Annotated in this window: 8 protein-coding genes; all 8 read right to left on the reverse strand. The window is 60.9% G+C overall.

What is annotated here, in order from left to right; all coding sequences use genetic code 11:
- Positions 1-23: 23 nt before the first annotated feature.
- Positions 24-878, reverse strand: coding sequence for a hypothetical protein (locus tag F8S13_03950; GenBank protein ID KAB8144996.1), 855 nt, complete (start codon positions 876-878; stop codon positions 24-26).
- A gap of 103 nt (positions 879-981) precedes the next feature.
- Positions 982-1,953: an STAS domain-containing protein gene (locus F8S13_03955; GenBank protein KAB8144997.1), complete on the reverse strand. Its 972-nt coding sequence runs from the start codon at positions 1,951-1,953 to the stop codon at positions 982-984.
- A gap of 140 nt (positions 1,954-2,093) precedes the next feature.
- The gene (locus F8S13_03960; GenBank protein ID KAB8144998.1) at positions 2,094-2,570 is read right to left on the reverse strand and encodes a hypothetical protein; all 477 of its coding nucleotides are present in this window, start codon (positions 2,568-2,570) and stop codon (positions 2,094-2,096) included.
- Between the two features lie 115 nt (positions 2,571-2,685).
- Entirely contained in the window at positions 2,686-3,939 is a 1,254-nt protein-coding gene (gene fabF, locus F8S13_03965) for a beta-ketoacyl-ACP synthase II (protein KAB8144999.1), read from the reverse strand.
- Between the two features lie 69 nt (positions 3,940-4,008).
- Positions 4,009-5,148 carry a glycosyltransferase family 9 protein gene (locus tag F8S13_03970; protein KAB8145000.1) on the reverse strand — a complete coding sequence of 380 codons (1,140 nt, stop codon included), beginning with the start codon at positions 5,146-5,148 and terminating at the stop codon, positions 4,009-4,011.
- A 192-nt stretch (positions 5,149-5,340) separates the two neighbouring features.
- Positions 5,341-7,908 carry a hypothetical protein gene (locus F8S13_03975; protein ID KAB8145001.1) on the reverse strand — a complete coding sequence of 856 codons (2,568 nt, stop codon included), beginning with the start codon at positions 7,906-7,908 and terminating at the stop codon, positions 5,341-5,343.
- 25 nt (positions 7,909-7,933) lie between these two features.
- Complete coding sequence (locus tag F8S13_03980) at positions 7,934-10,573, reverse strand: hypothetical protein (protein ID KAB8145002.1); 2,640 nt, start codon at positions 10,571-10,573, stop codon at positions 7,934-7,936.
- A gap of 30 nt (positions 10,574-10,603) precedes the next feature.
- Positions 10,604-13,222 (reverse strand): hypothetical protein, encoded by a 2,619-nt coding sequence (locus tag F8S13_03985; GenBank protein KAB8145003.1) that lies wholly within the window; start codon positions 13,220-13,222, stop codon positions 10,604-10,606.
- Between the last annotated feature and the right edge of the window lie 186 nt (positions 13,223-13,408).

Below are 13,408 nucleotides of genomic sequence, written 5' to 3' on the forward strand. Positions count from 1 at the left end.
CCTGCGAGGGGAAGACTGGCCGACTACCAGTTGGTGGGGACCTTGCGGAAGAACATGTACGAGATGTCCGCCCCATCGGGGACGGTGATCGGCGCGTAGAAGCCGGGGAAGGCCTCGTTGTCGACCGAGAACTCGAAGTCGAGCGCCTCGGGCGGGTGCAGCAGCTGCACGTGGCTTACCACCGTGTAGGGGTGGCTCAGCTGGGCGACCTCGATCTTGGCATCGGTCTGGCTGAAGGTCACGCGGATGGCGTGCCACTTCGAGGCATCGAGCCACGAGGGCATGGGCGTCGTGCTGTAGAGGCCCTGGTAGGTGGCGAGGTTCAGATCCTGTGCGACGGCGGCCACATACTGGCCCTGCGTGCGCGAGACGCCGATGGCGGTCATCATGCCATTGCCGTTGGCGCCGAGCGGCGCGTTCCAGAAGATGAAGTTCTCGGTCATTGTGGCGGGTGCGTTCTTTTGATCGAAGCGCATGATGAACTCGCCCACAATCTTAAACTTCGCGCTGGGCTGCCAGCAGGGGCTGCGCTGCTCGACCGGAAGCTCGGGGTCGGCCTCGGTGATGCGGCTGGCCACATAGCTCGCGTTGGTCGGGTTGGCGGCTGTATCAAGCGAGAGGTACTTGACACCGCTGCCCTTGAAGCTGAGGCTTGCCTGGGGCTGGCCATACAGTTCGACATCGAAACCGTTGCGCTCGATCTGGGAGGCGCTCCAGTTCAGGATGAGTTTTGCGGGGGCGCAATCGCGGTTGTAGCTGGCCTTGCTGGTATAGGAGCCTGGCTCGCGGCGCTCGGCTGCGATGCTGGGGTTGGCCCCGATCGCCATTACGGATACAGCTACTAAGGTGCCCAGCACCTGCCTGTGAAGGTTGAGCATCGTGAGTCCTTTCTACGAGGTGATAAATGCAATGTGGACTATGCAGATACTTCACATATCGTACTATACCGAAAGACCGCAGGTGGCACAAGGGAGATTGAAACTACATACCCGCGTAATGAACAGCCATACCGCTATAGTTTCGCAATAAGTCTTGGATATCTCCCACGTCGATAATGCGGTGGAGGTCAACATTGATCTCGGTGAGGGTCATAGCGATGGGGGCGCTGATGCCGCTGATCATCACGCGGCAGCCCAGCAGGCGCAGCGCCTGGGCGGTGTCGAGCAGCGATCGAGCCACCTGCTCGTCGATCGCGGCGATGCCCGAGACATCGAGCACCACATGCTGCACGCGGCGGCGGCTGGCCTCGCCCAGCAAGAACTTCATCAGCTTGTCGGCCCGCTGCTCGTCGAGGTAGCCCACGATCGGGGCCAGCAGCACCTGATCGGTGAGCGGCACCAGCGGCAGCTCCAGCTCGGCGATGCGATTGAGCAGCTCCTGCTGGTGGGCATTTTGGGAAGTGAGGATGGCGGCCTGCTTCTCTAGCTCGCGGCTGTGCTGCTCGGCGCGGCTGGCAAGCTCTTCGGCGCGGGCGTTGGCGTCGGCCAGGCGCTGGGCCGAGTCGGTGGCCAGCCTGCTGAGGATCAGTCCGCCAAGGATGATCGCGTAGATCGCGATGGTGAGCGGCTGGGCGTAGACGCCCGTGCCACCGGCGCGCACGACTAGGATAAGGTACTGCACAATGCCGCTGCCCAGTGCCCACTGCCATCTGGTGGTGATGAGGGCGATCAGCGGGGGCAGGATGAGAACGAGCGGCGCATATTGGGTGACAAACACGTGGTCAAGCCCGAGGCCCATAGCGATGGTGTAGCCTGCGACAAGCACGTGGCACGCGTAGGGCCAGCCGCGCAGATAGGCGTAGAGCACGCCGCCGCAGCCAGCGGCGAAGATCGCCAGCGGGACGAGCAGCTGGTCGTGGGGATTTGTCAGCAGTAGACCAAGACATGCAAGGGTGATTCCGACGGTGGTGAGCGCGAGAAGAACAAGCGAAATCTGGCGCTGCGTGAGACTCATTTCACGCGCTCCTTCATGTTTTCAGGTCGGGTGCGGCTCCTATGTAGCTGTAGCATAGGAGCCGCATTGGATTATGGTCAATCCCCTGCAGGTACCGCCGGATTATAGTACTAAAATGAAACTATTTTGACGATGAATTGTCAAGATCGGGGCGTAACTTGGTCCTGGTTGATCAGCGCGGGCATGCGGTCGTGGCCGGTGAGCGCGGTGTACTCGGGGGTGGGCGGCAGCGTGAGCATATAGATGCGCTCGGTGTCGCCGCGCCGCACCAGGTAGCCCTGGATGCCGATGTCGATATCGAACCAGACCTTCTTTTCCACGCCTTGGCACGCGGGGATGATTACTTCCTTGGGTCGTAGGTAGTTCCACTTCCCCTCCTGAAGACTCTCCATGCGTACCCAGCCGGTTTTGGGCAATTTCAGCTGGGGGTCGCGGTTGCCCCAGTCGAACAGGCGCAGCGCGCCATCCACCACGGCGGGCAGCATGGGGCGGGCCTGCCAGAACACCGTCTCGACCAGGCCGCTCTGCTCAAACGAGCCGACCTGCTGCTCGGTAAAGGCCTCGTCGAGGGCGGGCTTGAGCGCCGGATCGTAGGCGAAGCGAATTCCTCCACACATGGCTGTTTCCTCTCTGCTCTTCCCTATCGCAATACTAGAGATGTGGTTGGGATGCTGGAATAGTGGCGGTGGCCTGCCTATCCCCCTGGATAGGCAGGCAGATGCTGTGCCAGGGCTAGGCCTGGTAGCGGCGCACGCAGATCACGGCGTTCTGGCCGCCGAAGCCAAAGGCGTTGGCCAGCGCCACGTTCACGCGCTGGCTGCGGGCCACGTTGGGCACATAGTCGAGGTCGCAGGCGGGGTCGGGTTGCTGGTAGTTGATGGTGGGTGGCACCAGATCGGTCTCGATGGTCTTGGCGCAGCCGATCACGGCCAGCGCCCCGGCGGCTCCGGCGGTGTGGCCCAGCATAGATTTGATGCCGCTGACGCTGACGCGGTAGGCGTGCTCGCCCAGGGCCAGCTTGATCGCTTGGGTTTCGGCGGCGTCGTTGAGCGGGGTGCCGGTGCCGTGGGCGCTGATGTGGTCGACATCGGCGGGGGCCAGCTCGGCGTCCTCCAGGGCGCGGGTGATGGCCAGGGCGGCGTACTGGCCGGTGGGTGCGGGGGCGGTGATGTGGAAGGCATCCTCGGTGGCCCCGAAGCCCGCCAGCTCGGCGTAGATGCGCGCGCCGCGGGCCAGGGCGTGCTCTAGCTGCTCCAGCACTAGGATGCCGCAGGCCTCGCCGCCTGCGGTGCCGTGGCGGCGGGCGTCGAAAGGGCGCACGGCGGCGGCGGGGTCATCGCCCGCCGGGGCGATCGCGCCGATCACGCCGAAGCCCATGGTGTTGAGCGCGGTCACGCCCGCGTCGGTGCCGCCGCACACAGCGGCCAGCGCGTCGCCTCGGTGCACGGCGCGGGCGGCCTCGCCGATGGCGTAGGTGCCGGTGGCGCAGGCCAGCACTGGCGTGGTGGTGGGGCCGTGCAGCCCGTGCTGGATGGCCACCTGGCACGAGGCCATGTTGTAGATAAAGGTGGGCAGGTAGAGCGTGTCGATGCGCTTGCGGCCCTTGGCCTCGAACTGGAGCGTCTGGGCCTCCACATTGGCGGTGCCGCCCAGCGAGGTGCCGATGTTCACGGCCACGCGCGTGCGGTCGATAGCATCCAGGTTCAGCCCGCTGTCGCGCAGGGCCTCGCCCGCCGCCGCAACGGCGAACTGGGCGAAGCGCGCCATGCGCCGCGCGGCCTTGGCATCCATATAGTCGCGCGGGTCGAAGCCCTTGACCTCGGCGGCGATGACATAGGGGATCTGGTCGGTGTCGTAGCCGGTGGCGTAGCCCACGCCGGATCGCCCGGCGGCCAGGCCATCCCACATGGCGGCCACGCTATTGCCCAGTGGCGTGATCGCGCCCATGCCCGTGATCACCACGCGGTGAGTCTGCTGTGTTTTCATGCTTGCTCTCGTAGACGAACGGATGTTTGGTAGTATAGCGAGTCTGGGTAATTTTTGCCTGTGTGCGGATCACGCTTTTTGCCGATTTTGCCCGCCCATCGCCATCGCCTGCTCCAGCGCCGCAATCACCAGGCCGGGGCGCAGCTCGCGCATACAGGGGTGGCCATCCACCAGGCAGGCCTCGTTCTTGAAGCGGTTCTCGACGCAGGCCCGGCACTTGGCAGGCGTGCGCACCACCAGCGCGTTGGGGCGGCGCGGTGCCCACAGCCGCACCGGGCTTGCGCCGTCGCCGTCGGCGTCGTTGCCGAACACGCAGACGGTGGGGCAGCCCACGGCAGCGGCGATATGCATCGGCCCGGCGTCCACCACCACGGCGGCGCGGGCCTGGGCGAAGGCCCCGGCAAGCTCGGTCAGGCGGGTCTCGCCGCGCAGGTCGATCAGGGCGGTCTCGCGCAGCAGCGTGGTCTCCAGGTCGCCTGCGTGGTAGCGGGCGCGCTCGATGGCGGGCTTGTTGCCCACCACGCCCACCGTCAGGCCGCGCTCGGCGCACCAGCCGATCAGGTCGCGCCAGTAGGCCAGCGGCCACTGCTTGGCGCTGCGCGTGGCCGTCATGTGCAGCAGCACGTCGGGCACGGCGAAGGGCGGCGGGTCGGACTCGACCTCGGTGTAGGCGAAGTCGGTGTTGACGTAGGCCATGCTGCAGAAGATCTCGGCGATGTAGTTGCTGGCCACCACGCCCGGGTAGCGCGCTACCAGCCCCGCGTCGTTCCAGTCCTGGTCGCGCAGCAGCCGGTCGCGCGGGTCGTCGCCGGGGGGCAGCTTGCGGCGGAAGTCGGGCTGCAGCGACGCGCCCACCAGGTAGCGCGGCGCGGTGGCGGCCACCACCACCAGGTTCAGCTCGCTGAACTCGTCGCAGTTGATCGCCAGATCGTAGGGGCCGCGCTGCTCGCGGCGCTGGGCCACAAAGCTATTCAGCTCGCCCAGGTAGTCCTCGCGCTCGCCGTAGAGCGCGAAGCGGGCGTCGATGTAGGGGCAGCGCTCCTCCAGATCGCGGGTGGTCTCGCCGCCGAAGAAGTCGAGGGTGCAGCCGGGGTACTTCTCCTTCAGGCCGCGTAGCAGCGGGGTGGTGACGACAAAGTTGCCCACTTTGTCCGAGCCGAAGACGGCGATATGTGGCTGCTCAAGCGGCTGATCCGCAAAGCGTTCCATCCATGCTCCTATCCTGGTTGTGCTCTTGTGGGGCCATTGTACACCACGGCGGCGCACGGCTGGGAGGGGATGGCGGAGGGGATGATTCAAGGGCACGGGTGAATGATTCAAGGGGCAAAGATAAAGACACAATCGGCGATAGATATTTTTATCGCCGATTGTGTCTTTGTTTGTGTGTATTGTATACGTTAGCTACGGCATAGTGACTATGGGCAGGTAGAGCCGCTCATCCCCTACGTTGATGTTGACAATATATGGTTCGTTGCCATATTGCGGGGTGGCAGCCTGTACCCACAGTTCGGTGCCGAAGTTGCCAATATCGGGGCGCACATTGGAGCTATAGGGGCCAGGGGCGATATCGGCGTACAGCGCCGTGCCCGCGGTGGTGCCATTGCTGCGCCATAGCTCTACCCCAGTAGCGGGCGTGTAGGCGCAGAAGTAGATTGTGCTGCCTACGGCGTGAAAGAAGTCAGGGTAGCTGCTGGTCGGGCCGGGGTTGATATCTTTTACCATAAAGGTGCCCTCGACTGTACCATCGGTGCGCCATAGCTCGTTGCCATGGGCTGTGTCCTTGCCCATAAAAAAGACCAGATCTCCCGCGCTGATCTCTTCGCCTAGCGCTAGTTGCATACTGCGTATTTTAGCGGTGCCTGTATCTGTGCCATCGCTTTTCCAGATCTCAAGCTCGGCATTTGATTGAACAAGCATGATCAGGGATTTGCCAGCTAGGAGAACCTTGATATATTGCACCGTGATAGCTGGCACGATGTCGGTGATCTGCTGGGGTTTTCTTTCCTGTGCGTTATAGGTCCACAGCTCGATATGATTGTTCGTGGGCGCTATCCAAAAGATGCCTGATCCCTGTACGGTGAAGCGGGTTGCCGCTGTGCTAGAAAGCTCGGTGAGCGCTGTGGTGCCAGCGGCGGTGCCATTGGTCGTCCAGAGAGTCTTCACCTCATCTTTCACGGTGGTGAAGAGCATCTGCGCACCATAGCGGGTGAGATCGCCGATTGTTCCGCCATCGGTTGGCAGCAGGATGGTGCCAGCGGCGGTGCCATCGCTGGCCCAGAGGCTGGATGCGCCATCGCTGATCAGCAGGCGATGGTCAAAGACCTCGTAGCTGTAGCTGTCAGTGGCCTCTTTGAACACCACGGTGCCCGCCGCTGTTCCATCCGACGCGAGGAAGGCTGTGCTGGTGACGATGATCAGCTTGCCATTGACGCTCAGCAGTTGCTTAAAGCGCGCTCCGCTTGGTATCTTGGCGCTAAGCTCGCTCTGCAGTGTGGTGCCAGCGGTGGTGCCGTCGCTCTTCCAGATCTCTTGTCCGTTGCTGACAAAGTATGTGGCTCCGTTCACCCGCTGGGCCTCGTGGGTGAGCGCGCCGACCCCCAGGGTGATGCTGGTGATGGCGGCGGTGCCAGCGGCGGTGCCATCGCTCTTCCAGATCAAGCCCCTCGCGTTGGTGCCGCCCGCAGGCGCGATGAGCGCGCTGCCCAGCTGCGCCGCGATCGGCAGCTTGAGCCGCGTGCCCGCGCTGGTGATGGCTGTGGTGCCCGCCGCTGTCCCATCCGATGCCCAGCACTCGACCGTGGTTAGCCCGCACATGATCAGCTTGCTGCCGACTTGGCGCAGCTGCGTGTCCTGGAGCGTTGCGCTGAGCGTGGCAACCTTCGCGGTGCTGCCCGCCGTGCCGCCGCTGGCCCAGAGATCGATGCCCTCGGCGCTTGACAGAATAAAGTAGAGCTTGCCCTCAAGAAAAGCGAGATCGCGGTTCATGTTAGCGGGCAAGGTGGTGATGGGAACCGTGCCAGCGGCGGTGCCATCGCTCGTCCAGAGTATCGTGTCGTTGAAATTCGTGCTGATCCAGATACCGTTATCGTCTGCTGCTATGGTGGCGTATTGATTGCTGCTATTCAGATCGGCGACCTTTTTTGTTCCTGCAGGCGTTCCATCTGTAGCCCATAGCTCTGTTAGATCGGTGTTAGTTGGCTGCTGTAAGTAGTAGAGCTTGTTGGCAAAGGTGGCATGTGGGGAAAAGTAGTCACTTGAGTACCAATCCCTGATCATGATCTGCGACAATTTTTGGGTGCCTGCAGCGGTTCCATCACTCGTCCAGAGATTCTCTGTATGATCGACAATGTAAAGCGTTCCATTGCTATTGATAAGGCTATTGATGCCAGTATTTAGTGGTAGTTTGGTGGTCCCTGCAGTTGTACCATCGGTCTTCCAGATTGTACCGAAATTTGATGCGATAAATAGCTGATTGCCGATAATAGTGAAAGGATTGCCTGAGGTCTTGTCGGGATCTCCTCCATAATATAGAAGAAAATCGGAAAGCGGCTGACCCGTTTCGCTATCAAGCACGATGTGGGTTCCCTCGGTGGTTCCATCGCTGACCCAGAGGAATGTATCGTACTCAAACGACTCGGTTAAGAAATAGAATCGATCAACCGCCGGTATCATCTGGAAGACGCGGTAGTGCAGGTAGTCTGTGAAGTCCATGACCACAGCAGTGCCGCTGGCAGTGCCATCGGTGCGCCACAGCTCGCACTTGCGATAGCCATCGGAGGTTGCAAAGTAGGTTGCCCCGCCCATAGTGATCGCCTCAGTGGCGTGGCGCGCGTCGGCGCTGGTGCTGGTATCGAGATCCTTCAGCAGGTGGAAGACATCCTGCGAGCGGGCGGGGCTGCCCTGGGGCAGCAGGGCGGCCAGCAGGGCCAGGGCCACGATGGCAAGCCGGATGAGGCTTTGGTGTCGCATATTAATCCTACGCTAGAGATATGTGCTACTGCTGGGCGAGCGGCAGGTAGAGCCGCTCGCTGCCCACGGGAATATCGACCAGGTACAGCTCGCGGCCATAGGATGCGGTAGTGGCCTGAACCAGCAGCGCGCCGCCCAGCTCCAGCAGCACCTCCGGATCGGAGCCAGCCGCACCGGGGTTGATGTCGGTGTAGAGCTTGGTGCCTGCTGCGGTGCCGTCGCTGCTCCATAGCTCGCTGCCACGATCGGGCATGTAGATGGAGAAGTAGAGGGTGCTGCCGACCGCCTTCTGAAGGTTGATGTAGGTCTCGCGTATATGCGAGGTCGATTGCAGCAGCACCGTGCCCTCGGCGGTGCCATCGGTGCGCCAGACCTGGCGCTTGATATACCCCTCGGCCTCCACATAGTCTTCGGCTTCAAAGTAGATATACGGGCCAGCGGCTATGACCGTGCTGACGGCGTGCGGGATGTCGAGCAGCTTGGTGGGGGCTGCGGTGCCGCTCGTGCTCTGCCATAGCTCGCTGTTTGTGTCTCCTTCGAGCATATACGTCAGCTTATTGTTCCAGTTAAACATTCGGTTTGTATAGACGGTCAGCGCTGTGGTGATTGATGATGCCAGCACGGGCTTGCTAGCCCCCTGATCGTAGCGCCACTGCTCTACCTTGCCGCCAGAGGATATATTCCAGTAGGCACTCTTGCCGATGACGTTGGGATTTCTCCAGTTGTAGTTGCCAGATGGCATGATTTCGACAAGCGTGCTGCGGTCCGTGGCGACTTTGGAGATACGCGTTACATTTGTTTGAAAGTTAGATTCTATGATGAGCAAATCGGTGCCGACTGCGAGTAACGAGTTGTAGTTAGGCATACTGCTAATGATCTGCTTGCTTCCCTCGGGCGTGCCGTCGCTTGACCAGAGGTTATTCTGCGCGTCGATGACATACAGCACATTGCCTGCAACAACCATCGGTAGCAAGCTTGGTACGACGATGTCCGTACCAATGCTTGTGATCAGGCTTGTTCCCTCTACAGTGCCATCGGTTCGCCAGATGCCAAAGATGTAATTCTTTCCATCCCAGTGTCGCTCTTGCAGGATGAGCGCGCTCTGGATCTGGTTTATGGCGACGATTGAGGCGTTGCTGGGGAGCTTGGACAGAATCCCAGGGTGCTCCTGTGTCCCTGCGGTGGTGCCGTCGGTTTCCCACAGGCCGGTTGGCGTGACAATGTAGCGGGTGTCGCCCAGCACGGGCGTGCCCAACACGCTGCTGTTTGCGGGCTGGCTGGCGGAGAAGAACTGGCTTGTGCCCGCCACGGTGCCGTCGGTGCGGGCCATCAGGCTGGTGGCCGAGCCGCTCTTGATCGGCGCGATCAGCGCGCCACCCAGCTCGGATGCGGCATAGAGCCAGAGCGCTGCGCCGTCGGCTATCGGCGTGGTGCCCGCCGCCGTGCCATCGCTGCTCCAGCACGTGTCGGCGCAGAGTATAGCTTTATCCCCCAGGGCGCGCAGCTTGAAATTTGTGCTTTTAGTGTCGAGTGTGGTCACGAGCTTGGTGCCCGCTGCGGTGCCGTTGCTGGCCCATAGCTCGGCCTGGCTACTGTTGTATGGGCTGATAGTGAAGAGCATCGTGCCGTTGACAACCAGTGGGGCCGAGAAATAGCCATTGGGCAGCGACGTGACGGCTGCGGTGCCTGCGGTTGTGCCATCGCTTGTCCATAGCTCGGTATTTGAAATGCCATCTACCAAAAAGGCGAGCTTGTTGCTGACAACGATAGGAATGGAGAGGTTTATGCCATAGAGAGAAGTATATGCTGGCATGTTTGCGATGATCGATGTGCCTGCTGGTGTTCCATCGGTCGCCCAGAGATTAACCGAGTTGGAGTCATCACCGTCATCTAGAAAGTAGTTTTTGCCATTGTAGGGTGTGAGGTAGCTATTATTGGCGGCAAAGTATTCTTGGAAGCTTGACGAAAAATCTGCCAATTTCTGCGTGCCGGCCTCGGTGGCGTCGCTCACCCATAGCTCAGTAAAATTGCCGTTGAGGATGAAGAGCTTGCCGTCAACCACGCGGAGATTTGCGACCCCGCCGCTGGGCGAGAGCACCTTCTTTGTTCCCGCTTCCGTGCCGTCAGTGCTCCAAAGCTCTAGGTTGTCCGGCGAGAAGTAGAACAGCCCGCCGAGCGCTGCTCCTGGGAAGTGCCCATCGATGTCAATATCGGCCCCATAGTTCATAAAGGAGTCGTCATAGCTCGGCGTGATATTCGCAACCATGTGGGTGCTGGCTTCCGTACCATCGCTGGTCCACAGCTCGATCCCGTAGAAGCTGCTGTCGGCCAGGAAGTAGAGGTGGCCCCCAGCGGACTGGAGCTGGTAGACGACCGAGAACTCACCAATGGGAAAATCCATGATCATGGTTGTGCCCGTGTCGGTGCCATCGGTGCGCCAGAGCTGGGCATTACTTTCCCAGGGCCTACTGTCGGTGATGAAGTAGACGGCATCGCCAAGCACGGCGGTATCCTGCGGCTTGGTGGCGCGGGCGACGCTGCCCGGGTTCATATCCTTCAGCAGGTGGAAGACATCCTGCGAGCGGGCGGGGCTGCGCTGGGGCAGCAGGGCGGCCAGCAGGGCCAGGGCCATGATGGCAAGCCGGATGGGCGTGTGGCGTCGCATATGCTTCTTTCTTTTTATATACGGTTTGTGCTACTGCTGGGCGAGCGGCAGGTAGAGCCGCTCGCTGCCCACGGGAATATCGACCAGGTACAGCTCGCGGCCATACGACGCGGTGGTGGCCTGAACCAGCAGCGCGCTGCCCAGGTTGAGCATGATCCTTGGGGTCGAGCCAGCCGGGCCGGGGTTGATGTCGGCGTAGAGCTTGGTGCCCTCGGGGGTGCCGTCGCTGCTCCATAGCTCCATGCCAGTATCTGGTGTGGAGGTTGTGAAGTAGATCTTGCCGCCGATAGCTTCTTGGAACTCGATATACCCTTGGGCCATCCGTGGGTCGGCATCTTTCAGCAGGATTGTGCCCTCAGCAGTGCCATCGGTGCGCCACAGCTGGTGCTGAAGAGCGCTATTTTCTTGCACAAAGTAGATGTAGGGGCCAGCCGTCGCCAGGTTCTGGATGTCGGCGGGGATGGTTTGCAGCCTCGTCGCCCCTTCGGCGGTGCCGTCGCCCTGCCATAGCTCGGCGGCTGTATCGCCATAGCACATGAATGTTGGCTTGTTGTTCCAGAGAAACGTGGAGCCTCCGCGTGCCGTTGGGAGATCGGTCTGGATGGTGGCGATCAGCGCTGGCGCGCTCGCGCCCTCATCGTAGCGCCACCAGCCCACCTGGCTGCCCGAGGAGATTGTCCAGTAGGCGCTCTTGCCGATCCTATCGCCATAGAACCAAGCGGCATCCGATGTGGGGGAGATCTCAACAAGGCTACTGCTAGCAGTATTGAGCTTCAGAACGCGGGCTGTCTTATTTCCTGTGCCGCTTCCGAAGGTAAGCGTTTCTACGAGCAGATCACTGCCGACCGATAGCAGGTGAGGGGCTGATAGCCCGGTGGCGATCGTTTTTGTGCCAGCCTCGGTGCCATCGCTTGCCCAGAGCGTGCCGTCATAATCAAGGAGGTAGAGGGTATGCTGTAGGACCAGCATGGACCCGATTGGCCGGTCGAAGTTTTTGATGAGGCTTGTTCCTGCGGGCGTGCCATCGCTGCGCCAGAGGCCTGAGAAATTGTTATAGCTGGCATCCCGATGATTTTCTTGGAGCACCAGGGTTCCGCTGAATGGCACCATAGCTTCCAGTGCTGCGCCGGTGGGGAACTTGCTGGTGATCCCTGTGCGCTCTTCTGTGCCAGCGGGGGTGCCGTCGGTCTCCCAGAGGCCGGTGGTGGTGGCGATAAACCGCGTGTTACCAAGCACTGCTGTGCGGATCGTAATGCTGCTGGCGGGCATGTTTTTCGAGAAGAACTGGCTTGTGCCTGCCTTCGTTCCATCGGTGCGGGCCATCAGGCTGGTGGCCGAGCCACTCTTGATCGGCGCTATCAGCGCGCCATCTAGCTCGGATGCGGTATAGAGCCAGAGCACGGTGCTGTCGGTGATTTGGGTGGTGCCCGCCGCCGTGCCGTCGCTGCTCCAGCATGTGGTGTCGCAGAATACGGCGTAGCCGCCCACCGAGCGCATGGTGAATTTTTTGTCGCTGGTATCCAGCGTGGTGACAAGCTTCGTGCCAGCCTCGGTGCCATCGCTGGACCACAGCTGGGCCTGTTTGGCACCATAATAGGGGGTGATGGTAAATAGCATGTGGCCATTGATCAGCAGCGGGGCCGAGAAATAGCCATAGGGCAGTGATGACGTGACGGCGGTGCCAGCCTCGGTGCCATCGCTGGCCCACAGCTCGATGTTTGAATCTCCCTCTATCAAAAAGGCGAGCTTGCTGTTGACGACAATCGGGATGGAGGTGCTGTTGGAATTCCTTCGTGGTATTGATGCGGCTATCGATGTGCCGGTTGGCGTTCCATCGGTTGCCCATAGATTCGATATAGTATTGGATTGACCTACATCTAGAAGATAGCGTTTGTTGTTGAACGGTACGAGATAGCTATTATTCGCCAGGAACGCTGGGGTGAAATCACTAGTGAAGTCGATCAGCTTCTGTGTCCCCTGCTCGGTGGCGTCCGTTACCCATAGGTGATAAAGGGTATCGGTGATATACAGCTTTCCATCGAAGACGCGCAGGTCGATGAAGTTATTTTTGAGCGATAGGACTTGTTTGGTATTTGATTCTGTCCCATCAGTGCGCCAGAGCGTTTGATCATCGGGCGAGAAGTAGACCACACCATCGAGCGCGGCGAGTGGGAAGCGGAAGCTCTGGTTAAGGTCTGGCCCATGGTCAGTAAAAGAACTTTGATGGCCGGGGGCGATATCGGCAACCATGTGCGTGCCCGCCGCAGTGCCATCGCTAGTCCACAGTTCGACCCCGTAGACGATGCTATTAGCTAGAAAGAAGAGGCGGTCGCCAGCAACCTGAAGCTGGTACACCTCATAGAACGCATCGATAGGGAAATCCATGATCATGGTCGTGCCCGCATCGGTGCCATCGGTGCGCCAGAGTTGGGCATTTTCGCTATAGGTGTAATCATCGGTGATAAAGTAGATGAAATCCCCAAGCACAACGGTGTCTTGAGGTCGGGATTCGCGGTAGCTTGTGCCCGGGGTCATATCCTTCAGCAGGTGGAAGACATCCTGCGAGCGGGCGGGGCTGCGCTGGGGCAGCAGGGCGGCCAGCAGGGCCAGGGCGATCAGCGCCACGCGGGCGGGGCGGAGGTGCGGCATGTCGTGTTCCTTGGGCTGTTCTGAATAGCTGTGTAGTTGGGTGCGGTGTTTGCGCTATCCAGGGCGAGTATACCACGTCTGCTGCGGCCTCTTGCCGGGCGCGTACGATTGTTGGTAGAACCATAGAGGAGTGTTAGAGAAGCGCTAAAACGCCCGCGAGGGCCTTTTTTTGTGCGCTTTTTTTGC

This window comes from Chloroflexia bacterium SDU3-3, assembly GCA_009268125.1.
GTDB lineage: Bacteria > Chloroflexota > Chloroflexia > Chloroflexales > Roseiflexaceae > SDU3-3.